The organism is Sphingomonas sp. GW821-FHT09E03 (assembly GCF_059416225.1).
In genome coordinates, this window is sequence record NZ_JBWKOS010000002.1 from 586,577 (window position 1) to 609,159 (window position 22,583).

24 protein-coding genes are annotated in these 22,583 nt (G+C 67.7%); 10 read left to right on the forward strand and 14 right to left on the reverse strand.

Annotation, left to right across the window (positions count from 1 at the left end):
- Positions 1 to 2 precede the first annotated feature (2 nt).
- Positions 3 to 1,436, reverse strand: coding sequence for a methyl-accepting chemotaxis protein (locus tag AC07M8_RS07135; protein ID WP_495173661.1), 1,434 nt, complete (start codon positions 1,434 to 1,436; stop codon positions 3 to 5).
- 286 nt (positions 1,437 to 1,722) lie between these two features.
- On the opposite strand from AC07M8_RS07135, the gene AC07M8_RS07140 reads away from it, so the two are divergent.
- Complete coding sequence (locus AC07M8_RS07140) at positions 1,723 to 2,253, forward strand: gamma carbonic anhydrase family protein (protein WP_495173662.1); 531 nt, start codon at positions 1,723 to 1,725, stop codon at positions 2,251 to 2,253.
- A gap of 29 nt (positions 2,254 to 2,282) precedes the next feature.
- On the opposite strand, the gene AC07M8_RS07145 is transcribed toward AC07M8_RS07140, so the two are convergent.
- Positions 2,283 to 3,329: an alpha/beta fold hydrolase gene (locus AC07M8_RS07145; RefSeq protein ID WP_495173663.1), complete on the reverse strand. Its 1,047-nt coding sequence runs from the start codon at positions 3,327 to 3,329 to the stop codon at positions 2,283 to 2,285.
- A gap of 139 nt (positions 3,330 to 3,468) precedes the next feature.
- On the opposite strand from AC07M8_RS07145, the gene AC07M8_RS07150 reads away from it, so the two are divergent.
- The gene (locus tag AC07M8_RS07150) at positions 3,469 to 6,177 is read left to right on the forward strand and encodes a TonB-dependent receptor (protein WP_495173664.1); all 2,709 of its coding nucleotides are present in this window, start codon (positions 3,469 to 3,471) and stop codon (positions 6,175 to 6,177) included.
- Between the two features lie 46 nt (positions 6,178 to 6,223).
- On the opposite strand, the gene rpoN is transcribed toward AC07M8_RS07150, so the two are convergent.
- The 5 genes from rpoN to AC07M8_RS07175 form a co-directional block, all read right to left on the reverse strand.
- On the reverse strand, positions 6,224 to 7,699 hold the full coding sequence (gene rpoN, locus AC07M8_RS07155) for an RNA polymerase factor sigma-54 (RefSeq protein WP_495173665.1): 1,476 nt from the start codon (positions 7,697 to 7,699) through the stop codon (positions 6,224 to 6,226).
- Positions 7,700 to 7,702: 3 nt separating this feature from the next.
- Entirely contained in the window at positions 7,703 to 8,482 is a 780-nt protein-coding gene (gene lptB, locus AC07M8_RS07160; protein WP_495173666.1) for an LPS export ABC transporter ATP-binding protein, read from the reverse strand.
- An 85-nt stretch (positions 8,483 to 8,567) separates the two neighbouring features.
- Positions 8,568 to 9,113, reverse strand: coding sequence for an LptA/OstA family protein (locus tag AC07M8_RS07165; protein WP_495173667.1), 546 nt, complete (start codon positions 9,111 to 9,113; stop codon positions 8,568 to 8,570).
- Between the two features lie 5 nt (positions 9,114 to 9,118).
- Complete coding sequence (gene lptC / locus AC07M8_RS07170; protein ID WP_495173668.1) at positions 9,119 to 9,760, reverse strand: LPS export ABC transporter periplasmic protein LptC; 642 nt, start codon at positions 9,758 to 9,760, stop codon at positions 9,119 to 9,121.
- 5 nt (positions 9,761 to 9,765) lie between these two features.
- A complete protein-coding gene (locus AC07M8_RS07175) occupies positions 9,766 to 10,386 on the reverse strand; it encodes a ribonuclease D (RefSeq protein ID WP_495173669.1) in 621 nt (206 codons plus the stop codon).
- A 497-nt stretch (positions 10,387 to 10,883) separates the two neighbouring features.
- Here AC07M8_RS07175 and AC07M8_RS07180 point away from each other — a divergent pair, with 497 nt between their 5' ends.
- Positions 10,884 to 11,741, forward strand: coding sequence for a cold-shock protein (locus AC07M8_RS07180; RefSeq protein ID WP_495173670.1), 858 nt, complete (start codon positions 10,884 to 10,886; stop codon positions 11,739 to 11,741).
- Positions 11,742 to 11,854: 113 nt separating this feature from the next.
- On the forward strand, positions 11,855 to 12,667 hold the full coding sequence (locus tag AC07M8_RS07185) for a glutaminyl-peptide cyclotransferase (protein ID WP_495173671.1): 813 nt from the start codon (positions 11,855 to 11,857) through the stop codon (positions 12,665 to 12,667).
- Positions 12,668 to 12,841: 174 nt separating this feature from the next.
- Here AC07M8_RS07185 and AC07M8_RS07190 read toward each other — a convergent pair whose 3' ends face one another.
- Positions 12,842 to 14,416, reverse strand: a complete 1,575-nt coding sequence (locus tag AC07M8_RS07190) for a cisplatin damage response ATP-dependent DNA ligase (protein ID WP_495173787.1) — start codon at positions 14,414 to 14,416, stop codon at positions 12,842 to 12,844.
- A 49-nt stretch (positions 14,417 to 14,465) separates the two neighbouring features.
- Between AC07M8_RS07190 and AC07M8_RS07195 the strand changes: the two genes are divergently transcribed.
- The gene (locus AC07M8_RS07195) at positions 14,466 to 15,344 is read left to right on the forward strand and encodes a metallophosphoesterase (protein WP_495173672.1); all 879 of its coding nucleotides are present in this window, start codon (positions 14,466 to 14,468) and stop codon (positions 15,342 to 15,344) included.
- On the opposite strand, the gene AC07M8_RS07200 is transcribed toward AC07M8_RS07195, so the two are convergent.
- The 4 genes from AC07M8_RS07200 to AC07M8_RS07215 all read right to left on the reverse strand — a co-directional run bounded on the left by AC07M8_RS07200 (position 15,325) and on the right by AC07M8_RS07215 (position 17,073).
- Positions 15,325 to 15,510 carry a DUF1328 domain-containing protein gene (locus AC07M8_RS07200; protein WP_495173673.1) on the reverse strand — a complete coding sequence of 62 codons (186 nt, stop codon included), beginning with the start codon at positions 15,508 to 15,510 and terminating at the stop codon, positions 15,325 to 15,327. The two genes, AC07M8_RS07195 and AC07M8_RS07200, sit on opposite strands and share 20 nt — an antisense overlap.
- Positions 15,511 to 15,575: 65 nt before the next feature.
- Positions 15,576 to 16,067: a Dps family protein gene (locus AC07M8_RS07205; RefSeq protein ID WP_495173674.1), complete on the reverse strand. Its 492-nt coding sequence runs from the start codon at positions 16,065 to 16,067 to the stop codon at positions 15,576 to 15,578.
- A 97-nt stretch (positions 16,068 to 16,164) separates the two neighbouring features.
- Positions 16,165 to 16,731, reverse strand: coding sequence for a TMEM165/GDT1 family protein (locus AC07M8_RS07210; protein ID WP_495173675.1), 567 nt, complete (start codon positions 16,729 to 16,731; stop codon positions 16,165 to 16,167).
- A 6-nt stretch (positions 16,732 to 16,737) separates the two neighbouring features.
- Positions 16,738 to 17,073: a hypothetical protein gene (locus AC07M8_RS07215; protein WP_495173676.1), complete on the reverse strand. Its 336-nt coding sequence runs from the start codon at positions 17,071 to 17,073 to the stop codon at positions 16,738 to 16,740.
- A gap of 164 nt (positions 17,074 to 17,237) precedes the next feature.
- Between AC07M8_RS07215 and rpmG the strand changes: the two genes are divergently transcribed.
- The gene (gene rpmG / locus AC07M8_RS07220; RefSeq protein WP_267396283.1) at positions 17,238 to 17,405 is read left to right on the forward strand and encodes a 50S ribosomal protein L33; all 168 of its coding nucleotides are present in this window, start codon (positions 17,238 to 17,240) and stop codon (positions 17,403 to 17,405) included.
- Between the two features lie 447 nt (positions 17,406 to 17,852).
- Here rpmG and AC07M8_RS07225 read toward each other — a convergent pair whose 3' ends face one another.
- A complete protein-coding gene (locus tag AC07M8_RS07225) occupies positions 17,853 to 18,215 on the reverse strand; it encodes a response regulator (protein ID WP_495173677.1) in 363 nt (120 codons plus the stop codon).
- A 34-nt stretch (positions 18,216 to 18,249) separates the two neighbouring features.
- Here AC07M8_RS07225 and AC07M8_RS07230 point away from each other — a divergent pair, with 34 nt between their 5' ends.
- From AC07M8_RS07230 to AC07M8_RS07245, 4 genes are all read left to right on the forward strand, one after another.
- Positions 18,250 to 18,531, forward strand: coding sequence for a DUF3572 domain-containing protein (locus tag AC07M8_RS07230; protein ID WP_267396285.1), 282 nt, complete (start codon positions 18,250 to 18,252; stop codon positions 18,529 to 18,531).
- A complete protein-coding gene (locus AC07M8_RS07235; protein WP_495173678.1) occupies positions 18,528 to 19,151 on the forward strand; it encodes an HAD family hydrolase in 624 nt (207 codons plus the stop codon). Before AC07M8_RS07230 ends, AC07M8_RS07235 begins: the two co-directional genes overlap by 4 nt.
- Positions 19,152 to 19,200: 49 nt before the next feature.
- Positions 19,201 to 19,662, forward strand: coding sequence for a RidA family protein (locus AC07M8_RS07240; RefSeq protein WP_495173679.1), 462 nt, complete (start codon positions 19,201 to 19,203; stop codon positions 19,660 to 19,662).
- Between the two features lie 114 nt (positions 19,663 to 19,776).
- Positions 19,777 to 20,913, forward strand: coding sequence for a GNAT family N-acetyltransferase (locus AC07M8_RS07245; RefSeq protein WP_495173680.1), 1,137 nt, complete (start codon positions 19,777 to 19,779; stop codon positions 20,911 to 20,913).
- On the opposite strand, the gene AC07M8_RS07250 is transcribed toward AC07M8_RS07245, so the two are convergent.
- Positions 20,894 to 22,510 carry a hypothetical protein gene (locus AC07M8_RS07250; protein WP_495173681.1) on the reverse strand — a complete coding sequence of 539 codons (1,617 nt, stop codon included), beginning with the start codon at positions 22,508 to 22,510 and terminating at the stop codon, positions 20,894 to 20,896. The two genes, AC07M8_RS07245 and AC07M8_RS07250, sit on opposite strands and share 20 nt — an antisense overlap.
- Between the last annotated feature and the right edge of the window lie 73 nt (positions 22,511 to 22,583).

Consider the following 22,583-nt stretch of genomic DNA (forward strand, 5'->3'; position numbering starts at 1 on the left):
GCTCAGAAGGCCGACCAGTCATTGTCGGCGGCTACCGCCACCGCGGGGCTGCGGCCGCCACCACCGCGCTTGGCGGTGCGGGCGATGCTGCGGCCCGCCTCGGCGGCGCGCTCCTGGAGCCGGTGGACCACGCCGCCACCGCGCGCCGGGCTGCCCGCATCCTCGATCCCGAACCGCGCCACCTGGCGGGCAAGTTCGTCCGCCTCGGCCGACAGCGTCCGCGCCGCGGCGGTCGCCTGCTCCACCATCGCGGCATTCTGCTGGGTGACGCCGTCCATTTCGCTGACCGCGGTGTTGACCTGCTGGAGGCCGTTGGCCTGCTGGTCGGCGGCGGTGGCGATCTGCGACACGAGCGTGCTGATCTCGCCGAACCGGCCGATGATCCGCTGCAGGGCCTTGCCGGTTTCGCTGACCAGCTCGACGCCGGCGTCCACCTGCTGCGACGAGGCGAGGATCCGCGTCTTGACGTCCTTGGCGGCCTCGGCCGAGCGCTGGGCGAGCGCACGGACCTCCGAGGCGACCACCGCGAAGCCGCGGCCGGCATCGCCGGCGCGAGCGGCCTCGACCCCGGCGTTGAGCGCGAGCAGATTGGTCTGGAAGGCGATGCCGTCGATCACCGAGATGATCTCGGAAATCTCCGACGACGAGCGCTCGATCCCGCTCATCGCGTCCACCGCGCGGGCAACCACCTGGCCCGATTGCTCGGCCTCCACCCGTGCCTCGGCGACCACCGAATTGGCTCGGTTGGCGCCCGACGCGGTCTGGCGGACGGTGGAGGTGATCTCGTCCATCGCCGCGGCGGTCTCTTCGAGGCTTGCGGCCTGCTGCTCGGTGCGCATCGACAGATCGTCGGACGCGCTGCGGATGTCGCTGGCGCCGCTGTTGATCCCGGCGGCGGCGTGGCTCACCGCGGTGACGGCATCCATCATCGCGGTCATCGCGCGGTTATAGTCGGTGCGTAGATTCTCGAACTCGGCGGGGAAGCCGCCGTCGATGCGGAAGGTGAGGTTGCCCGAGGCGAGCTGGCCGAGCCCCTCGCCAAGCGTCTTGGCCATGAGCCGCTGCGCCTCGACGGTGTTAGCCTCTTCCATGTTACGGCCGAAGATCGCCATCGCCCGCGTCATCCGACCGACGCAATCCTTGTAGTCGGTATAGTCGATCGGGCTGGCGAGATCGCCGGCGGCGAGCGCCTCCATCCGCACCACCGTGTTGACATAGGGCCGGCAGATGATGCGGCCGGCGATGATCGTCGAGATCACCATCACCGCCACGGTGAGCACCGAGACCGTGATGTCGAACAGCGGGCTGCGGCCGATCATGCCGGTAGCGGTCATGGTGACGACGGCGATGCCGATGCCGCCCATGATCAGCTGGATCAGCGTCAGCACCTTGAATTTCAAGCGGATCGGCGCCTGCTTCTCGAACCAGCTGAACATGATTGGACCTCGTTTGTCGCCGGCGGGACCGTCCGCCTCGTGATGTGCGAGGAAAATTGCAGCGGGTTCTTAATGCGGCGTTGAGCAACCAATTCGAGTGTAATCGGCTGTTGCCGGGAGCGTCGGCCGCCGCCGAAAACCGCGAGCGGCGGCGACATAGCCACTAAACTCGTTGGATCAGGGACGCGCCGGTCGGCGCCGATGAGTCCGAATCGGTCGCCTATTTGAGGGCCGAAGTTGCGCGCCGACCGGCCGGCGCATATCGACCGCGCCACCTTGAGAGGACATGGCCGTGACCTGTTATGCATTGGGCGATCTGGCACCGCAGCTCGGCGCCGAGGCCTGGGTGGCGCCCGGTGCGCAGGTGATCGGCCGCGTCACGCTCGGCGCACGCGCGTCGGTCTGGTTCAATGCGGTGCTGCGCGGCGACAATGATCCGATCACGATCGGCGACGACAGCAATGTCCAGGACGGCGCGGTGATCCACGCCGATCCCGGGGTGCCCGCCACCATCGGCCGCGGCGTCACGATCGGCCATCGCGCGATCGTTCATGGCGCCAGCGTCGGCGACCATAGCCTGATCGGCATGGGCGCGACGCTCCTCAACCGCGCGGTGATCGGCGCCGATTCGATCGTCGGCGCCAATGCGTTGGTCACGGAGGGCAAGAGCTTCCCTGCCGGCTCGCTGATCGTCGGTGCGCCGGCCAGGCTGGTGCGGCCGCTCACCGAGACCGAGATCGCCGGCCTCAGGCTGTCCGCGGCGACCTATGTCGCCAATGCCCGGCGTTATGCCGCGGGGTTGCGCGCCTGTTCCTGAACGACCGTGGTGCCGGCCCGGCGAGGCTGCTACCGCCGCGCCGCCTTGGCGATGAACTTGGCGGTCCGACGGGGCGCCGTAACCAGGATCATGTGCCCGCCATCGATCAGCTTGAATCGCGCGCCAGGGATCGCGTCAGCGGTGCGCTGCCCGTGGAGCGCCGGATCGAGCACCCGGTCGTCGCGGCCGAACAGGATCGAGACCGGCACGGTGATCGCCGGATAGCGCAAGGCAAGCGCCGCCAGCGCCTCATTGGCCTTGCCGAGATCGGCGGCGGCGGCGGCGATGTTGCTCGGCCGCTGCGCCAGCATGCCGCCGCCGCGGATCGCGAAATCGGCCGGTGCGTTTTCGGGCGCGAAGGCGGCGTCGAGCATGTGCGGCGCGGCGACCCGGCTCAGCGGCGTGCCGATGGTCTGCGCCATCGCGTGGCGCACCGGAACCGGCAGCGCCGCCAGGCCCTTGAACACGGCAGGCACATGGCCGACCACCTGGGTCAGCGGCGCCAGCAGCGCGAGCCCGCGCACCAGTTCGGGCCGCTCGAGCGCCAATGCCAGCGACACCGCGCCGCCGAACGAATGGCCCACCATCAGCGGCCGCTTCAGCCCGAGCGTCTCGATCAGCGCGGCGATGATCAGCCCTTGCTCGACGATCCCCGGCACGCCTGGCCCGAGCACGCGCGAATAGCCCGAGCCCGGGCGATCGACCACCACCAGCCGGTGATCGGGCGCGAGCCGCTCGACCAGCGCATAAGCGAAGTTGCGCGATTGGCCGCCTAGGCCGTGGACCATGACGATCGCCGGCCTGGTGTCGCCCGGCTTGCCGGTGTCGACCACGTGCAGCCGCGCGCCCGGCACTTCGATGAAAGCGCCGTCGGGCGGCACCAGCCGCTCCGCCTCGCGCGCCACCTGGTCGGCGTAGAAGGCGAGCCCCATGCCAGAGGCCGCGGTCAGTGCCGCGCCGCCCAGCAGCGAGGCGACCGAGCGCACGTCCATGGCGCCAAGGCCGATCCTGTCCCGTTCGGCAGCATCGGTTGGGTCGGGGCGGTCGTCCAATTCGGCGTCCTCATGTTGCAACATGGTCGTGGTGGTTCCGTGCAAGCGCAACGGGTCGGCTTCGGTTGCATAGCAGCATCTGCGCGACCGCATCATTAACGCTATCCGGCATAGTTCTGCGACAAATGCGCGCTAGGGGCCGCGTTCAGGTTCGGGAGTAGACATGCGTTACGTGGCGGCGATGATGGTGGCGGCAAGCTGGCCGGCGATGGCGCAGGCGCAACAGGCGGCGGCCCCGGCGCCCGCCGCCGCACCGGCCGGTCAGGCTCCCGCCAATCAGGCACCGGCGCAGGATCAGGGCGACGAGCCCGACATCATCGTCCGCGGCAGCCGCAACCTGCCGGGCTCGGTAGTCGGCGACATCCCGCCCGAGGAACAGCTCGGCCCCGCGGACATCCGCAGCTATGGCGTCAGCTCGGTGTCGGACCTGCTCACCGAGCTCGCGCCGCAGACCACCAGCGGCGTCGGCGGCCCGCCGGTGGTGCTGCTCAACGGCAAGCGCATCGCGGGTTTCCAGGAGATTCGCGACATCCCCACCGAGGCGATCGCGCGCGTCGATATCCTGCCCGAGGAAGTCGCGCTCAAATACGGCTATCGCGCCGATCAGCGCGTGGTGAACATCGTGCTGCGCCGCCGCTTCCATTCCACCACCGTCGAGCTCGCCGATCGCGCCGCCACCGATGGCGGTCGCAACATCCCCCAGGCCGATGTCGATCTGCTGACGATCCAGCAGGGCAAGCGCTTCAATCTCCACACCAAATATACCCAAAGCTCGACGCTGACCGAATCGGAGCGCAACATCGCCGCGGGGAGCGACGACAGCACGGGCGATGCCAGCGGCTTCGACCAGCGCCCGTATCGCACGCTGCTGCCGTTCAGCCAGACGCTGAACACCAACGCGGTCTATGCCCGCCCGATCGGCAACGTGTCGGCGACCGTCAACGCCGAGATCGAATCAAGCAACAGCGTCGGCCTGTTCGGCCTGCCGCGGGTGGCGCTCACCGTGCCGACCGACAATCCCTTCGCCGCCGATGTCGGCGCCGCCAGCCTCACCCGCGTGCTCGACGGCGGCGATTTCGCCCCGCTTGCGCAGCGCAACTCGGCCCTGTCCGCACATCTCGGCACCACGCTCAACGGCAGCATCGGCACCGGCTGGCAATGGACGGTGACCGGCACCTACGATCGCGTCCACAGCGAAACCTTCACCGAGACCGGGGTAGACGCCACCGCCTTCCAGGCGCGGCTCAATGCCAACGATCCCACCGCCGACCCGCTGGGACCGGTCACCGCGGCGGATTTCGCTGCGACGCCCGCCACCCGCGCCTATTCCACCTCCAGCACCGGCAGCGCCACCGCGCTAGTCAACGGCAGCCTGTTCTCGCTGCCAGCGGGCCCCGTGTCGACGGCGCTGCGGATCGAGGCGGATACCAGCGATTTCGACAGCAGCTCCTATCGGGCCGGCGTGGTCGGCGCCGGCCAGGTCAGCCGCGATTCGATCGGCGGCCGCGTCAATCTCGATGTGCCGCTCACCAGCCGCAGCAAGAACGTGCTGCCCTGGCTCGGCAATCTTTCGGTCAACGTCAACGCCGAGGCCCAGCAGCTCTCCGACTTCGGCACGCTGACCACGATCGGCTATGGGATCAACTGGGCGCCGATCACCGCGATCCGCCTGATCGGCTCGATCAGCGATGCCGACGAGGCGCCGACCGCGGCGCAGCTCGGCAATCCGAACATCAGCACGCCCAACGTGCGCGTGTTCGATTATGTCACCGGCACCACCGCGACGGTGACCACGCTCGCCGGCGGCAACGCCGATCTGGTCGCCGACAACCGTCATGTCGCCAAGCTCGGGCTGACGCTCAAGCCGTGGAGCGGCAAGGACATTAATTTCACCGCCAATTACACCAACACCCACACCGATAACCCGATTGCGTCTTTCCCGGCAGCAACGGCGGCGATCGAGGCGGCCTTCCCCGATCGCTTCACCCGCGATGCCGATGGCACGCTGATCCGGCTCGATACCCGGCCGATCAACTTCGCGCGGTCGGAAAGCTCGTCACTGCGCTGGGGGATCAACTTCTCGGCGCCGATCAAGTCCAAGATCCAGAAGGAACTGGAGGCGTTCCGCAACGGCACCGGGCCCAACCCGTTCGCGGGCATGAACTTCCCCGGACGCCCCGGCGGCGCTGGCGGTCCGGGCGGGCCGGGCGGTGCTGCCGGCGGCAATCGCCAGGCGGGCGGCGGTGATGGCGGACCGCCTCCTGGTGGCGCGGGTGGCGGCGGTCCGGGCGGCGGCGGTCCCGGTGGCGGCGGCCCTGGTGGTGGTGGCGGCCGTGGCGGCTTCGGCGGTGGCGGCGGTGGCTTTGGAAGTCGCGGCCAGGGCGGCGGCCGGGTGCAGTTCGCGATCTATCACACCTGGCACCTCACCGATCGGGTGCTGGTCGCCAACGGCGGCCCCGCGCTCGATCTGCTCAACGGCGATGCGATCGGCTCCAGCGGCGGTCAGGCGCGCCACGAATTCGAGGGTCAGGCCGGCTATTCCAACAACGGCCTCGGCGCGCGCCTGTCGGTCAATTACGCGACCGGCACCCACGTCAACGGCGGTACCGCGGCGGCGCCCGAGCCGCTGTCGTTCGGCGGCCTCGCCACCGCGGACCTGCGCCTGTTCGCCGATCTCGGCCAGCGGCTCGATCTGATCAAGGCGCACCCCTGGGTGCGCGGCATGCGCATCACGCTGGCACTGCAGAACGTGTTCAACACCCGCCAGAATGTCACCAACGCCGATGGCACGGTGCCGGTCAGCTACCAGCCCGACTATCTCGATCCGCTCGGCCGCACCGTGCGGCTCAGCATTCGCAAGCTGTTCTTCTAGGCTCCTTGGCCCTCATCCTTCGGCGAGGGGCGAGGGTAAACGCGGGTCAGCCGCCCAGCGTCCGCGTCCGTCGCCGCTGCACCGAACTGCCGATCCCCAGCGCCTCGCGATATTTCGCCACGGTGCGCCGGGCGATGTCGAAGCCCTTGGCCTGGAGCAGTTCGACCAGCGTGTCGTCGGACAGGATCTTGGCGCCCTCGCCGGCGATCAGACTCTTGATCGCGCTCTTCACCGCCTCGGCCGACACCGCGTCGCCGCCGTCTGCCGCCTGGATCGCCGAGGTGAAGAAGAATTTCAGCTCGAACAGCCCGCGCGCGCAGCTCAGATATTTGTTGCTGGTGACGCGGCTCACCGTCGATTCGTGCATCTCGATCGCGTCCGCCACCTGGCGCAGCGTCAGCGGCCTGAGATAGGCGACGCCCTTGAGGAAGAACGCTTCCTGCTGCTTCACGATCTCGGCGGCGACCTTGATGATCGTGCGCTGGCGCTGGTCGAGCGCCTTGATCAGCCAGTTGGCGCTCGCCAGCGCCTCGGACAGCCACGCCTTGGACTGCTTGTCCTGCGGGCCGTGGCTGAGCTCGTGATAATAGCGGCGGTTGACCAGCACCCGCGGCAGCGTCGCGGCGTTGAGCTCGATCGCCCAGCCGGCCTTGGTGCGGGCGACGAACACGTCGGGTGAGACGGCCTGCGCGGGCTCGCCGCCATAGCGGCAGCCGGGCTTGGGATCATAGCCGCGCAGCTCGCGGATCATGTCCGCCATGTCCTCGTCGTCGACCCCGCAGATCCGCTTCAATCGCCCGAGATCGCCGCGCGCGAGCCATTCAAGATGATCGAGCAGCCGCGCCATGCACGGGTCGTAGCGGTCCGCCTCCTTGGCCTGCAGCGCGAGGCATTCGGCAAGGTCGCGCGCGCCGACGCCGGTCGGCTCGAGCGTTTGGACGATCGCGAGCACGCCCTCCACCCGCGCCAGCGAGGTGCCGAGCCGGTTGGCGATGTCGAGCAGCGGCACGGTGAGATAGCCCGCCTCGTCGAGCTGGTCGATCAGATGCTGCGCGATGAACCAGTCGGCGCCGTCCACCACCAGTTGCGCCTGGGCGAGCAGATGGTCGGTGAGGCTGGCGGCGGTGTCGGCAAAGGAATCGAGGTCCGGCCCGTCCTCGCCGCCCAGCCCGCCGCTCGCACCCCCGGTCATCGACAGCGCACCGTCGAACCCGCCGCCGCCATCGGCGACGCTGTCCTGCTGGTGGCTCTCGGTGGCATAGTCGAGGTCGAGCGGCTCGGCCACGGCGGTCCCCGCCACCATCTCGTCGGCACCCGCGGGCTCGGGCGCCTCGGCGCGCTCGGGGCGCACCACCTCGTTGGTCTGCGCCGCCTCGAGCAAGGGGTTCTTCTCCACCTCCTCGGCGATGAACCCCTCGATCTCGAGGTTGGACAGCGCCAGCAGCTTGATCGCCTGCTGGAGCTGCGGCGTCATCACCAGCGACTGGGACTGGCGGATGTCCAGGCGCGGAGCGAGGCTCATCGGCTAGAGCGAGAACCCCTCGCCGAGGTAAAGCCGCCGGACATTGGCATCGGCGACCAGCTCGGCCGGGCTGCCCGAGAACAGCACGCGGCCATCGTAGATGATGTAGGCGCGATCGACGATGTCGAGCGTCTCGCGGACATTGTGATCAGTGATCAGCACGCCGATGTCGCGGCGCTTCAGATCCTTCACCAGATCGCGGATGTCGGCGATCGAGATCGGGTCGATGCCGGCGAACGGCTCGTCGAGCAGCATGATCGACGGCTCGGCGGCGAGCGCGCGGGCGATCTCGGCGCGGCGCCGCTCGCCGCCCGACAGCGCCATCGCCGGTGCCGCGCGCAGCCGGGTGAGGCCGAATTCCTCGAGCAATCGATCGAGCTTCACCGGCCGCGCCGCAGCGTCGGATTCGGACAGCTCTAGCACCGCCATGATGTTCTTCTCGATCGAAAGCCCGCGGAAGATGCTGGTCTCCTGCGGCAGATAGCCGAGGCCGAGGATCGCGCGCCGGTACATCGGCAGCCGGGTGATGTCCTCGCCGTCGAGCATGATCCGGCCTGAATCGGGCTTCACCAGCCCCATCACCGAATAGAAGCAGGTCGTCTTGCCCGCGCCGTTCGGGCCGAGCAGGCCGACCACCTCGCCGCGATCCACCCGCACCGACACGTCGGTGAGCACGGTGCGCTTGTCGTACGATTTGGCGATCGAGACGACCTGCAGGCCGTGGTTGACCGGCGCCTCGTGGATCGGCTCCGCGGTGGCGACGGGGGAAAGAGCTGCATCCATGGCCGAACGTCTCGCGCTGAAAGGTTGCCCGGCCGTTATCAGCTATCGGCTTGGCAGGAAACCTGCATGACGCCGGCGGTGGAGATCAGTCGCGCTTGGGCACCGAGAAGGTGCCGGTGACGCGGCCGCTGCGCTGGGTGACGGTGCCGGCGGGGTTGCCGGTGGTCGCGCCGCTTGAACTGGCGACCGACGAGCCGTCGATCACCGCGCGGCCGGTATCCATGTTGATCGTCAGCCGTCCGCCGTTGACGGTGTTGCCGCCCTGCGTCAGCGTCACCGCGCCGAGCATGGTGATCACCCGCCGGTTGAGATCGTAGATGCCATATTGGCTGCGCGCGGTCTGGTCGGGCCGGCGCACGGTGACTCCGCCCGAAGCGTCGAGCCTTGAGATTTGCGGATTACCGCCGACCACCTCCCCGGTGTAGGTCACCGTCACCCGCGGCGCGGTGAGCGTCATCTCGGTCTGCTTGATCGAGACGTTGCCGGTCAGCAACCCGCGATTGGCCTTGTCCTGCAGCTCGATGTGATCGGCGGCCACGTTGATCGGCGCATCCGAATTATGCTTCTGCTGGGCCGCGACGGGCGCGGCGACTAGCAGCAGGGCGGCAAGCAGGGGAGAAACAAGGCGCATCATCGCTATTTCGCCCCTCGCGGCACGATCCGCAAGCGCGCATTGCCATCGAGCCTGACGGTGCGGCCCTCGAGATTGGCGTGGAGCTTGTTGGCGCTGAACGTACCCTGCGGCAGCACGCCGGTGACACTCTTGCCGCCGCTGTCCATCGTCTTCTGCTTGAGGTCGACCACCGCATCCTGGGTATCGATGCGATAACCATCGGCGGCGCGGAACGCGACCGGGCCGATCACCTGCAATTTTTCGGTGTCGAGGTCGTAGGCGCCCTTGTCGGCGTGGAGCTGCGCCGGGCCGTCGTCGAGCTGGATGTCGGCGGCCATCTTGTTGATCTGCACCACCGGCACCGCGGAGCTCTTCTGCACGCCCGAGGCGACGTTGATCGCGAACGGCTGGCCCTTGTCGTCCTGGCCGCGATAGGTAGCGGCCTGCAGCTTCAGCCGCTCCTTGGCCACCTCCACCTTGTTCTTGTCGAGCACGAACGACACGTCGCCGGTCGAGGTCAGCGGCGCCAGCACCAGAAAGGCGGTGAGCACGCCGATCGCGGCCGGCAGCCCGAAGCCCAACGTCGCGATCAGCCGATCGTGACGGCTGCCGGGCGCGGCCCAGCGCTGGCGGGCGGTGCGGGGAGGGCGCGCGACCTCAGCCATCGGCATCACGCATGGGCGAAGATGTCGATCTCGGGCCAGCCGGCGAGATCGAGCGCCGCGCGATGCGGCAGGAAATCGAAACACGCCTGGGCGAGCGCATCGCGCCCCTCGCGCACCAGCCGGCGATCAAGCTCTTCCTTGAGCCGGTGCAGGAAGCGCACGTCGCTCGCCGCATAATCCTTCTGCGCGTCGGACAGTTCGGGCGCGCCCCAGTCGGACGATTGCTGCTGTTTGGAGATGTCCTGGCCGAGCAGTTCGCGCACCAGCTCTTTCAGGCCGTGGCGGTCGGTGTAGGTGCGGATCAGCCGCGACGCGATCTTGGTGTCATAGGCGGGCGCGGCGACCACGCCGAGGTAATGCTGGACGGCAGCGATATCGAACCGGCCGAAATGATAGAGTTTCAGCCGCGCCGGATCGGCGAGCACCGCCTTGAGGTTGGGTGCGGCATAGTCGCTGCGCGGGCCGAAGCGCACGAGATGCTCGTCCGGCCCTCCGTCGGAGAGCTGGACGACGCACAGCCGATCGCGCGGCGTGATCAGGCCCATGGTCTCGGTGTCGACGGCGATGGAAGCACCGGGGGCGAAGACGTCGGCGGCGAGGTCTTCCTCGTGGAAGTATACGGTCATGCCCCGCGCCCTACGCTGCTATTACTTGCGGCTCAATGACGAACCTTGTCGCGTGATCGCAGGCGCACCCTTCACTGCTCCCCGACCAATCCACCTTCTCCATCGATCCGCCACTCCGGCGAAAGCTGGGATCTCGTGCAATGGCAACAGCTCAGGAGCCGCCGGACGGGTCAGTGCTCGCGCCGTTGCCTGGCACCCCCGACTCACAGGTGCCGACTCGGCGCACCAGGCGCTAGGAGCACGCCACGTCAGGCAAAGGTCTCGCCCATCAAAACCGGCCTGCCGCCAGAATTCACCCAATTGTGACCGCCGCGGACCAACTATTGCCACAAAATGGGTGGCTCCGGCGACGATTTCGTTCGCGAGGGCTTGCGTAGTGCGCTATGGGCATCCCCAAGGCGCAAAAGGTTTCGCGCCCGAGGGCTCACGTTCGTCGTCCGGCGCATGGGTATCTCGAGAGGATTGGTGCGGGCGAACCGGGAAGACGAACAGGGCATATGGGTTACGACAAAGGTGGCCGCGGCAATCGTGGCGGACGCGGGCGCGACAAGCGCGATGGCTTCGGCGGCGGTGATGATTTCGGCGGCGGCGGCGGTAGCAGCTTCGGCGGCGGCGGTTTCGGTGGTGGCAGCAGCTTCGGCGGCGGCGATCGTGGTGGTTTCGGTGGCGGCGGCTTCGGCGGCGGTGATCGCGGCGGCTTCGGTGGCGGCGGCGGCGGTGGTGGTTTCCGCGGCGGCGGTGGCGGCGGCTTCGGCGGTGGCAACAGCGGCGGTGGCGGCGGCTTCGGCGGCGGTCGCGGCATGCCCCCCCAGGTGGTCGGCGAAGGCACCGGCGTGGTCAAGTTCTTCAACGCGCAGAAGGGCTTCGGCTTCGTCGTCCGTGATGACGGCGGCGAAGACGTGTTCGTGCACATCTCGGCGGTCGAGCAGGCCGGCATGTCGGCGCTCGCAGAGGGTCAGCCGCTCGGCTTCACCCTGGTCGATCGCGGCGGCCGCATCTCGGCGACCGAGCTCAAGATTGATGGCGAGCCGATGGCTGTCACCGATCGTGCGCCGCGCGAGCCGCGTGAAGGTGGTTTCGAGCGTGGTCCGCGCCCGGCAGCAGGCGGCGCCGGTGGCCCGCAGCGCCAGCTGACTGGCGAGAAGGCGACCGGCACGGTCAAGTTCTTCAACGCCATGAAGGGCTTCGGCTTCATCCAGCGCGATGACGGCCAGCCCGACGCGTTCGTGCACATCTCGGCCGTCGAGCGCGCCGGCATGTCGACGCTCAACGAGGGCGATCGCCTGGAGTTCGAGCTCGAGGTCGATCGTCGTGGCAAATATGCCGCGGTGAACCTGCAGGGTGCGTCTTCCTAAATCCATCTCGAGCCATTCGCTCGTGATGTGACGAACAGCCCGGTTCCGCACCCGCGGGGCCGGGCTTTTCCTTGCCTACTCCATGTTGTCGCCCGTCGAGCCGAAAGCCGATCATGCCTATTCCCGTCCTACTCTCGCTCGCCCTGCTCGCCGCCGCCCAGACCAGCCCGGCCGCTGATCCCGCGTCAGACGACGCGTCGGTGGTCGAAACTGGCATCCCGGTGCTCGAGGCGCGCGTCGTCAACCGCTTTCCGCACGACGTCCATGCCTTCACCGAAGGCCTCTCCTGGTGCGACGACACACTGTATGAAAGCACCGGCGAGACCGGCGCGTCCGACATCCGCCGGGTCGACCTCGCCACCGGTACGGTCCGCGCGCGCGTCGCCATCTCCCCTGAGCTGTTCGGCGAGGGCACGGCCTGCTGGGGCAAGCAACTGATCAGCCTCACCTGGCAGACCGGTATCGGCTTCCGCTGGGATCGCGCCACGCTCAAGCGTACCGCGAGCTTCACCTATTCCGGCGAGGGCTGGGGGATGACCACCAACGGCAACCAGCTGATCCTGTCGGACGGCACGCCCACGCTGCGCGTGCTCGACGCCGCCACCTTCGCCCAGCGCAGCACCATCAAGGTGACGCTCAACGGCAAGCCGCAGCGTCAGCTCAACGAGCTCGAATATGTCCGAGGGAACATCCTCGCCAACATCTGGATGTCCGGTTTCATCGCCCGCATCGATCCCGCCACGGGCAAGATCAACGCGCTGATCGACCTCAGGCCGCTGATCGCCGAGGTGAACCTCGCCGATCGCGATTCAGTCGCCAACGGCATCGCCTATGATTCCGCGCACGACCGCTTGTTCGTCACCGGCAAGAACTGGCCAAGGTTGTTCGAGATCACGCTCGGCGACGAGGTCGGCCGGGTCCAGTGACCGCGCTGTCCTACAGCGGCGCCCGGTGATACGACACAGGCGACAATCGCCGAAGCGAGCCTCTTTCTCATCGTCGCGCAACCGGAAACGATCCACGGCCGGCGTCGCGCGTTAGGCGACAACTTCACTCAACTTGTGGTCAAAACCACCGGGTAAATACGGTGTTGCGGCCCGCTAGGTTACGAGCCGGCGCAGCGTCTCCACCCGGTCGGCCTCCGCCGCCGGCTTGTCGGTGCGGATCCGCGCAATCCGCGGGAAGCGCATCGCCACGCCCGATTTGTGCCGGGTGGAGGCGTGAAGCGAATCAAACGCGATCTCGAGCACCAGGCTGCGCTCCACCTCGCGCACCGGGCCGAAGCGGTTGAGGGTATGGGTCCGCACGAACCTGTCGAGCATCTTGAGCTCCTCATCGGTGATCCCCGAATAGGCCTTGCCCACCGGGAGCAGCTCGCCCTCCTCGGTCCAGCAGCCGAAGGTATAGTCGCTGTAATAGGAGGAGCGGCGGCCGCTGCCGCGCTGGGCGTACATCATCACGCAATCGGCGGTCAGCGGATCGCGCTTCCATTTGTACCACAATCCGGCGCGGCGACCGCCGACATAGGGCGAGTCGCGGCGCTTGAGCATCACGCCCTCGATCGCGGCGTCGCGGGCGCCGGCGCGGATCGCCTCCAGCTCGGTGAAATCCTGCGCCTCGATCACCTGGCTGAGGTCGAAGCGGTCGGGATCGAGCCGCGGCACGAACGCCTCCAGCCGTGCACGCCGCTCGGTCCAGGGCAGCTCGCGCAGATCCTCCGGCCCGTCAAACAGGATGTCGTACAGGCGGACGAACGCCGGATAATCCGCCAGCATCTTCGCCGACACCGTCTTGCGGCCGAGCCGCTGCTGCAGCGCGTTGAAGCTCGCCGCATCGCCGCCCTGGAACTCGCCCTTGACCAGCAGCTCGCCATCCACCGCCCCCGGCGTCGAAAAAGCCGCGGCGACGTCGGGAAAGCTGCCGGTCACGTCGTCGCCGGTGCGGCTGTAGAGCTGGGTCTCGCCGGCGACATGGACGATCTGGACGCGAATCCCGTCCCATTTCCACTCCGCGGCATAATCGGCGAGGTCCACCCGCGCATCTTCCAGGCCGTGCGCGAGCATGAACGGGCGGAACACCGGCACGTCCAGCGGGGTCGGCTGGGCGCCGCGGCCTTCCGCCCACGCGAACAGGCTAGGGTAGGGCGCGGCGATGCCGTGCCAGATCTCCTCCACCGCCTCGACATCCAATCCGAACGCCTGGGCGAGCGCGGTCTTGGCGAGCCGGGCCGAGACGCCGATGCGCAGCGCTCCGGTCGCCATCTTGAGCAGCGCGAACCGCTCCTCGGCGTCGAGCCGGTCGAGCATGCCCGCGAGTACCGCCGGCGCATCGGAGCGCGACAGGTGGCGCAATCGCTCGACGGCATCGGCAACCGAGAGCGGCTCAGGGTCGGCGGGCACCGCGGGTGCCGGCCACAGCAGCGCCACCGTTTCCGCGGTGTCGCCGACATAATCGCGGCTCATCCGGAACAGCACCGGATCCACCCGTTCCTCTATCAAGGCGCGGATCAGTGCTGGCTTGACCCCGGGCAGGTCGAGATCCCCGGTCAGCGCCGCCATTGCCCAGCCACGATCCGGGTCCGGCGTCGCCACCAGATAATCGGCGATCAGCTTCAGCTTGGCGTTGCGACCTCTTGTGTAGATCAGCGAATCGAGAAGCGCGGCGAAGGCGTGCATGAGGGGGCAACGCATGGCGTGGCCGCAATGCTCCCGCTAAGGCGCCGGCATGATCGGATCATGGCAGCGATGGGTGGGGGCGGTGATCGCCGCGGGGCTGGTGGCGTTGCTCGGGGTGGTGGCCTTCGCCTTCCTCGAGGCGCGGGCCGACCCGGTCGTCCGCCGCACCGCGGTGGCGCTGCCCGATTGGCCCGCCGGCGCGCCGCCGGTCACGGTCGCGCTGCTGGCCGACATCCACATCGGCAGCGTGGTGATGGACCAGCGCCGGCTGACGCGCATCGTCGGCCAGGTCAATGCGCTGCGGCCCGATCTGGTGGTGATCGCCGGCGATCTCGTCGATGGCCACGATCCCCGCCGCACCGCAATCGATGCGCCGAGCCTGACGGCGCCGCTGTCCCGGCTGCGGGCGCCGCTCGGCGTGGTCGCGGTGCTCGGCAACCACGATCATTACACGCTGCCGGCTCTGGTCGCCGCGGCGATGCGCCGGGCCGGGATTACGGTGCTCGCCAACCAGGCGGTGGCGCGCGGCCCCTTGGCGTTGGTCGGGGTGGACGATGCTTTCACCGGCCATGCCGATGCCGGCGAGGCGTTGGCGCAGGCGGACCGGCTCAGCGGCGCGCGGCTGGTGGTCTCCCACAGCCCCGATCTGCTGCCGATGCTGCCGCCGGGCAGCGCGCCGCTGGTGCTGACCGGCCATACCCATTGTGGCCAAGGCGTGGTGTTCGGCGTCACACTCAGCCCGTATCTGCTGCACAGCAAGCGCATCTTCGATCCGCGTTATCGCTGCGGGATCATCCAGGATCCGGGCCGCGAGGTCATCGTCACCGCCGGGCTCGGGACCAGCAACCTGCCGTTCCGGATCGGGGCCCCGCCCGACATGTGGCTGGTGACGCTTGGCCCGCGCCCGCTCAGTCCACCGCATCCTTGATCTTCTTGCCCGCGATCAGCCCGAGCACCAGGAGGATCACAAACACGGTGATTGCGATGAAGAACAGGATCTTGGCAAGCCCTGCAAAGGCAGAGGCCGCCCCGCCGAACCCGAGCAAAGCGCAGACGATGGCGATTACGGCGAAAATCAGCGCCAGCTTGAGCATGTGAAGTCTCCCTGCCGCGACAACCGGCGTGCCATTCTCCGGTTCCCGCCGCAGGGCCATTCGGCTCAGCTCTTGCGGCTGGCCTCGAACAGAAACCAGGCGCGCTCCTCGGCCTGGTCGGTCCACTCATCGACGATGCCGCTGGTGGCATTGTCCTTGGCCGCTTCGGCGGCTTCCTTGACGGTGCGGAACGCCTCGACCAGCTTGAGATTATCCTCGCGCAGTTCGGCGAGCATCGCGGCGGGATCGACGAAATCCTGGTCATTGTCGGCGATCGACTGGCGACGCGAAATGTCACCGATCGAGCGCAAAGTGGTGTTGCCGATCTTGCGAACGCGCTCGGCGATGGCATCGGTCACGCCGATGATCTGCGCGGCCTGGTCGTCGAGCATCAGGTGATAATCGCGGAAGTGCGGGCCCGACACATGCCAGTGGAAGTTCTTGGTCTTGAGATAAAGCGCGAAGCAGTCCGCGAGCGAGGCGTTGAGCGCATCGGCGACCGAGCCGGTGTTGGACAAATCGGTCGGCGTGTCGAGCGCCGGATTGGTGGTGGCCATGAAAGCTCCTCGGTTTCTGGATCGTTGCGTTAACGATCCGATAGCCCAATTGCTCCGCCGTGGCAGCCGCAATTCGCCACTCGTGCTGAGTGACGGGCTAGATCAGCGCCACGGCCGACAAGCCTAGCCAGATCCCCGCGACGACAAAGCCGATCGCGATCACCAGCCGTGCCCGGGCGAGGGGCAGCGCAAGCCACGCCGCTTCGCCGAGCATGGCGGCAGGAACGATCACCGCAAGCGAGCCCACCGTTGCCCCGATCGCCGCCAGCCAGGGAAACGGCGTACGCGCCGCCAGTGCGAGAACGATCAGCTGGATGCCGTCGCCAAAGGCGAGGACGAACAATCCGATCAGGCTGGTCATTGCCGCGCCGAGCCGCCAGCCCTGCAATCGATCCGGCGTCTTGGCCGGCATCACCGATCCGCCGCCTTGAAGCAGCAGCGCCAGCGCCAGGAACAGCTGCTTGGCCTCGGGCGTCATCCTGGTAGCAATCAGCGACGCGGCGGCCACGGCGATCATGCCGGCAGCTAGCATTGCCACCGCAGCCATGGCGATCACCAGCCATGGTTGCCGGTGGCGATCTGCGAGGATTGCCGCGAGCCACGGCGTGCGGTCGCCGATCTGCGCCAGCGCCGCGGCGACCAGCGCCGCCATCAGCGCATCCACGGTCAGTCAGCCCGCGAGGCGGACCGAGCAGGCGGCGGCGAAGGCGTTGCAGGCGGCAAGATCGTGGCGATCGCTCGCCACCGCGTCGCTCAGCATCGCCAGCCAGCCGTGGACCAGCGCCCCGCGCTCGCCGCGCGACAGCGCCGAATCGAGGAAGTGCGTTACCGTCACTGCAGGATTGAGCCCGTTGCGATGAGCGATCAGGCGGATCTGGTCAACATCGGGCGCCAGTTCGGACGGGCGGCAGTAAGGTGCGCGCGTGTCGAGCGAGGCGATTCGCGCCGAGAGCTCAGCCCGGACGTGGTCGAGATCATTGCCCTGTACCATCATGGTCGCTGCCATCGGTGTCGCTCCCTTGCCGTGGCCCAATCCTGCATCGGGAGCGGTAAAGGCCAGCTTAAACTGTGCGCACAGTTGACTTCCCCGCCGCCTTCGGCCATGCGCCGCGGCTGATCGAGCGGCGGCGTTGGTGCTGCCGCTCTCCTTGTTTTTCAGGATTAGGGCTCATGGCCAAGCCGACTACCGTCAAGATCAAGCTCGTCAGCTCTGCGGACACGGGCTATTTCTATGTCACCAAGAAGAACCCGCGTACCAAGACCGAGAAGCTGAGCTTCAGCAAGTACGATCCGGTCGTGCGCAAGCATGTCGAATTTAAGGAAGCCAAGATCAAGTAATCCGATGGGTGGCGTGCGTGGCTGCCCAAGGATTGCGGTGTCGATCAAGACGTGCAGGGCCGCGGGTGCATGGGCGCCGGCGGCTCTTGTCATGTCCGCCCGTGGCTTGAGCGCGGCCGGATTTCCGCCGCAAATGGCGGGTCTTGGACATATTGCGTTCATTTGTTGGCGCTAGACCTGCGGGTGGCAGTCGGATTCGCCGATTGTCGTGTTTTTGCGTCACTACGGGCTGGGGGCGGTGCTTGCATGAGCGCCGCCCTTGGTTTTTGTGGCTCCGGCAGCTTGCGCGACGTGGTGCGGCACCGATGAAGCCCCCGCGGGAACCAACCTTCCTGCTTTACGTTATTGATCTGCTTGCAGCGTCCAGCCCTTCTCGGGGGGCAAGGGCACTTGGAAGCTCGCGACGCCCTGTTGCCCCGCCCGGCAGCAGGGCGTCTTACGTTTGCGTCACAACAGCGCGTTCACCGCTTCCATGAAGCGCATCAGGCTGATCGGCTTGGAGACATAGGCGGCGGCGCCGGCGGCGCGGATCCGGTCTTCGTCGTCCCGCCCGGCATAAGCGGTCACCGCCATCACCGGGATCGTCTTTAGTTCGTCGTCGCTTTTCAGTTCCTGGATCAACTCATAGCCGGTGACGTGCGGCATCTGGATGTCCATGATGATCAGGTCGGGCAGGAAGGCGCGGGCCATGGCCACGCCCTCGCGGCCGTCGCGCACCGGCTCGACGACAAAGGCGTGCGCCCTCAGCAGGTCGCAGAACAGTTTGAGATTGAGTTCGTTGTCCTCGACAACGAGCACCCTTTTTGCCACCCGCTTCACGATCCTTTCAAGGCGACGATAGGCAATGCGCGAGCGCGATACAAACTCCCCTGACGCAAACGCGGAGCTATTGGCCCTGCGCGCCCTGGTCTGGACGATCGGCGACGACGATCGGGCCAGCCGGTTGATCGCTACCACCGGCCTCGACCCGGACGATCTGCGCGAACGGGCCGGCGAACCGGCCGTGCTTGGCGCGCTGCTCGGCTTTCTCGAAGCCTATGAACCCGATCTCATCGCCTGTGCCGAGGCGCTCGCGGTCAAGCCCGAGGCGCTGGTCCGCGCCCGTTACCAGCTGGAGAATCAATGAAGCCGCTGCTGATCTGCGACTGCGACGAGGTGCTGCTCCACATGGTGAAGCATTTCGGCACCTGGCTCGACGAGGCGCACGATATCGAATTCACGCCCAACGGCGACGATTTCTCCACCAGCATGCGCCGCCGCGATGGCGGTACGATCCCGTCGCGCGACGAGATGTGGCAGTTGCTCGGCGGCTTCTTCCCGGGCGAGATGCACCGCCAGACGCTGGTTCCACATGCCGCCGAGGCGCTCGCGCGGCTCGCCGAGACGGCCGACATCGTCATCCTCACCAACCTCACCGACGAATGCCGCACCGCACGAATCGAACAGCTGGCGCAGTTCGGCATCGCGCATCGTGTCGAGTGCAACCAGGGCGGCAAGGGCGATCCGGTGTCGCGCTTGGTGGCCGAGCACGGCGGCCCGGTGACGGTGTTCGTCGACGACCTCGCCGTCCACCACGAGTCGGTCGCCCGCCATGCACCGGGCGTCCATCGCCTGCACATGGTCTCAGAGCCCTCGCTCGCGCCGAGCGTCCCGGCGGCGCCCGACGCGCATGCGCGGATCGATGACTGGCGCGACGCTGCCGACTGGATCGCGGCGCGGTTCGCGGCAGGCACGCCCGCGCATTGAAACTCGCGATCGGCACCGATCGCTTCACACCTCTCGATAGGAGATGATCATGGACCATGTTGCCCGCAAGCTCGAAGAACTCGGCCTTACCTTGCCGGAGGCGGCGGCGCCGGTTGCCGCTTATGTCCCGATCGTCGAGGCGGGCGGGCTGCTCCATCTGTCCGGCCAATTGCCCTTCATCGACGGCAAGCTCGTTACCGGCCGGCTCGGAGACGGCGTGTCGCTCGAGGACGGCCAGGCCGCGGCGCGCGCCTGCGGGCTGATGATCGTCGCCCAGCTCAAGAAGCACCTCGGTGATCTCTCGCGCGTCGGCCGCATCGTCAAGCTCGGCGTATTCGTCAACTCGCATGCCGATTTCACCGACCAGCCCAAGGTAGCCAACGGCGCTTCCGAGCTGATGGTCGCGTTGTTCGGCAATGCCGGCATGCACGCGCGTAGCGCGGTGGGCGTACCGGTGCTGCCGCTCGGCGCCGCGGTGGAAGTCGACGCGGTGGTGCAACTCGCGGACTGATGATGGGCCGGCCGGGGTTGTTAGCACCGCCCCGGCTCCGCATATGGCGAACATGCAGCCAGATGCGATCGATCAAGCCGGCGACCGTCCTCGTCTGCCGGGGATGGTGACGGCATGACCACCTTGACCGCGCGTCTCGCTGACGGTGTCGGCGCAATTCCTGCCGATCAGTGGGATGCCTGTGCCGGCACCGGCAATCCGTTCGTCAGCCACGCCTTCCTCGTCGCGCTGGAGCAATCGGCGAGCGTCGGCGGCCGATCGGGCTGGCAGTCGATACCGATCATCGTCGATGGCTCCGACGGCAAGCCAGCGGGCATCGCGCCTGCCTATGCCAAGAGCCACAGCCAGGGCGAATATGTGTTCGACCATGCCTGGGCGGATGCGTGGGAACGGGCCGGCGGCAGTTACTATCCCAAGCTGCAGATCGCTGCGCCGTTCAGCCCGGTGCCGGGCCCGCGGCTGCTGTTGCGCGATCCCGCCGCCGCAGCGCCGTTGATTGCGGCGGTGGAAGCGGTGACCGATCAGCACGGCCTGTCATCGGCGCATGCGACCTTCGTCGATCCCACCCAGCTGCCGCTGTTCGAGGCGGCGGGCTGGCTGATCCGCGAGGGCACGCAATTTCACTGGGCCAATGACGGCTATCGCAGCTTCGACGATTTCCTCGAGGTACTGGCGAGCCGCAAGCGCAAGGCGATCCGCAAGGAGCGCGCCGCCGCGGTCGAGGGCCTGACGATCCGGCATCTCACCGGCGATGCGATCGAACCGCGCCACTGGCAGGCATTCTGGGCCTTCTACCAGGACACCGGCAGCCGCAAATGGGGCCAGCCCTATCTCACCCGCCCGTTCTTCCGGCTGCTCGGCGAGACGATGGGCGACAAGGTGCTGCTGATCCTGGCCGAGCGCGATGGCGTGCCGATCGCCGGTGCGCTCAATCTGATCGGTGCAGATACGCTCTACGGCCGCTATTGGGGCTGCACCGAAGACGTGCCCTTCCTCCATTTCGAGCTATGCTACTATCAGGCGATCGACGCCGCGATCGCGCGCGGGCTGAAGACGGTCGAGGCCGGCGCTCAGGGTGAGCACAAGCTCGCCCGCGGCTATGTGCCGGTGCCAACCTGGTCGGCACATTACCTGCCCGATCCCAATTTCCGCCAGGCGGTCGGCGATTTCCTGGTGCGCGAGCGCGCGGCGATCGAGGCCGATCAGGTTCATCTCGCCGCCTTTGCGCCGTTCAGGCGGTCGGGCGACTGACCAGCCGGCGCCGCGGCGGGAACAGCGCAGGGTTGAGCCTGACGTTGGGCCGACGGCGATCATCGATCCGGAACAGCACGCTGCTGCCGTCGTACCAGATCGGGGTGAGGCCGGCGACCAGCGCCTGATCATAGGGCGGCGGGTTGATCAGCCAGACATAATCGAAGGCGCGACGCGGCAGATAGGCGAGCGACACCGCGATCGGCCGCCACCATTCGCCGCGACAGCGCACCCCGGTGACGATCTGCGAGGGATCATGCGCGAACTGGCCGGCAATCGCATAGCGCGCGGTGAGCAACTGCGCGCCCGCCATCGACCATTGGTCGTTGGCATAGGCAAGCTTGCGTTCGAGGGCGATGCCGGGGACGTGCTCGAGCCGCGAATAGGTCCAATCGTCCACGCAGCGCCGCCCCACCATGGTCAGCAACCGCGCGCCTTCGGGCACATGGTCGAGCGCGGCGAGCTTGCGGTCCTGGTCCTGCGCGAACATCCAAAAGCTCGCGGTGGTGCCTGCCATGCGGACGCCGAAGAACAGCAGCCCGAGTGCCGCCAGCGTCGTCGCCCCGCGCATCGACAGGCCGGCGCGCGGGCGCAGCGCGATCAGCCCAATCGCCAGCGCATAAGGGGCGAGGCGCATGTCGGCATAGGCCGAGCCGAACACGATCCGCGGCAGCAGCAGGTACATGGCGAGCAGGAACAGCGCCGACAGGCTGAGATTGCGCGAATATTCCACCCGCGAATCGCGCATGCCCTTGAACATGATCACGAACAGCACGGTGAGCGAGGCGATGTCGAACGCCATCCAGCGATCGCGCAGCACCATCAGCACCCAGTTGATCTTCCAGCGCCAGTTGAACCAGTCCGTGGTCTTGCCGGTGACGTGATCGCCCGAGCGCCAGAACACCATCAGCACGAAGGGCAGGGCGAGCGGCAGGCAGCCGAGCCCGGCGCGGATCCAGCTTTCCAGCCAATGACCGCCGCGACCGTCCTTGCGCAGGTCGTGCTGGCGGATCATCTCCGACGAGAAAGCGAGCACGCCGAGCACGCCCCAGCCGAAGGTATGGCAGACCCACAAGGCGCAGGAGAGCGGCACGAACAGCGCGGCGCGCCAGCTGAGATGCCCCAGACGCCCCATCCGCAGCCACAGCGCGAACAGGTTGAGCGCGAGTCCCATCGACAGCGCGAAGTTCACGAAGCCGAACTGCACCGGGTAGCAATAGGCCAGCGGCAGCGCGAACAGCGCGGTCGGCGGGATGCGGCCATGCACCTCGCGCGCGATCCACAGCAGTCCGGACACGGTAAGCGCCGGGATCGCCATCACGATCAGCTTGACCGCCAGCTCGAGCCCAAACAGCCGCGACAACGGCTCGATCAGCAGATCGACGCCGAGGTTGCCGATCAGCGACCATTGGAAGTTATACCAGTCGGCGAGCCAGGGATGCGCGCCCATATCGAGCTGGACGCGATAGCGCCCCATATGGCCGAGCAGATCGACCAAGGGGGGGATAGCGGGCCGGATCAGCGGCACGATCGAGACGATCACCATCGCCACGACGAACCAACGTGTTTGCCACCAGTGAAGCCGTTCCACAGTCATGGTCACCGCCCTAAGGCGCGAGAGCAGCGACGGCAACGATCCAGCGCAGGTGATCGTGCGGTTGGCGCCACGA

What these genes read in the sequence shown, in the direction of transcription:
- AC07M8_RS07235 (WP_495173678.1), top strand. Translation starts at nt 18,528, where the DNA reads ATGAAGCCGCTGCTGATCTGCGACTGCGACGAGGTGCTGCTCCACATG.
- AC07M8_RS07205 (WP_495173674.1), bottom strand. Translation starts at nt 16,067, where the DNA reads ATGGCCACCACCAATCCGGCGCTCGACACGCCGACCGATTTGTCCAAC.
- AC07M8_RS07140 (WP_495173662.1), top strand. Translation starts at nt 1,723, where the DNA reads ATGGCCGTGACCTGTTATGCATTGGGCGATCTGGCACCGCAGCTCGGC.
- AC07M8_RS07230 (WP_267396285.1), top strand. Translation starts at nt 18,250, where the DNA reads ATGCGCGAGCGCGATACAAACTCCCCTGACGCAAACGCGGAGCTATTG.
- AC07M8_RS07190 (WP_495173787.1), bottom strand. Translation starts at nt 14,416, where the DNA reads ATGCACGCCTTCGCCGCGCTTCTCGATTCGCTGATCTACACAAGAGGT.
- lptC (WP_495173668.1), bottom strand. Translation starts at nt 9,760, where the DNA reads ATGGCTGAGGTCGCGCGCCCTCCCCGCACCGCCCGCCAGCGCTGGGCC.
- AC07M8_RS07175 (WP_495173669.1), bottom strand. Translation starts at nt 10,386, where the DNA reads ATGACCGTATACTTCCACGAGGAAGACCTCGCCGCCGACGTCTTCGCC.
- AC07M8_RS07145 (WP_495173663.1), bottom strand. Translation starts at nt 3,329, where the DNA reads ATGTTGCAACATGAGGACGCCGAATTGGACGACCGCCCCGACCCAACC.
- AC07M8_RS07245 (WP_495173680.1), top strand. Translation starts at nt 19,777, where the DNA reads ATGACCACCTTGACCGCGCGTCTCGCTGACGGTGTCGGCGCAATTCCT.
- AC07M8_RS07250 (WP_495173681.1), bottom strand. Translation starts at nt 22,510, where the DNA reads ATGACTGTGGAACGGCTTCACTGGTGGCAAACACGTTGGTTCGTCGTG.
- AC07M8_RS07240 (WP_495173679.1), top strand. Translation starts at nt 19,201, where the DNA reads ATGGACCATGTTGCCCGCAAGCTCGAAGAACTCGGCCTTACCTTGCCG.
- AC07M8_RS07135 (WP_495173661.1), bottom strand. Translation starts at nt 1,436, where the DNA reads ATGTTCAGCTGGTTCGAGAAGCAGGCGCCGATCCGCTTGAAATTCAAG.
- lptB (WP_495173666.1), bottom strand. Translation starts at nt 8,482, where the DNA reads ATGGATGCAGCTCTTTCCCCCGTCGCCACCGCGGAGCCGATCCACGAG.
- AC07M8_RS07195 (WP_495173672.1), top strand. Translation starts at nt 14,466, where the DNA reads ATGATCGGATCATGGCAGCGATGGGTGGGGGCGGTGATCGCCGCGGGG.
- AC07M8_RS07180 (WP_495173670.1), top strand. Translation starts at nt 10,884, where the DNA reads ATGGGTTACGACAAAGGTGGCCGCGGCAATCGTGGCGGACGCGGGCGC.
- rpoN (WP_495173665.1), bottom strand. Translation starts at nt 7,699, where the DNA reads ATGAGCCTCGCTCCGCGCCTGGACATCCGCCAGTCCCAGTCGCTGGTG.
- AC07M8_RS07200 (WP_495173673.1), bottom strand. Translation starts at nt 15,510, where the DNA reads ATGCTCAAGCTGGCGCTGATTTTCGCCGTAATCGCCATCGTCTGCGCT.
- AC07M8_RS07215 (WP_495173676.1), bottom strand. Translation starts at nt 17,073, where the DNA reads ATGGCAGCGACCATGATGGTACAGGGCAATGATCTCGACCACGTCCGG.
- rpmG (WP_267396283.1), top strand. Translation starts at nt 17,238, where the DNA reads ATGGCCAAGCCGACTACCGTCAAGATCAAGCTCGTCAGCTCTGCGGAC.
- AC07M8_RS07185 (WP_495173671.1), top strand. Translation starts at nt 11,855, where the DNA reads ATGCCTATTCCCGTCCTACTCTCGCTCGCCCTGCTCGCCGCCGCCCAG.
- AC07M8_RS07165 (WP_495173667.1), bottom strand. Translation starts at nt 9,113, where the DNA reads ATGCGCCTTGTTTCTCCCCTGCTTGCCGCCCTGCTGCTAGTCGCCGCG.
- AC07M8_RS07150 (WP_495173664.1), top strand. Translation starts at nt 3,469, where the DNA reads ATGCGTTACGTGGCGGCGATGATGGTGGCGGCAAGCTGGCCGGCGATG.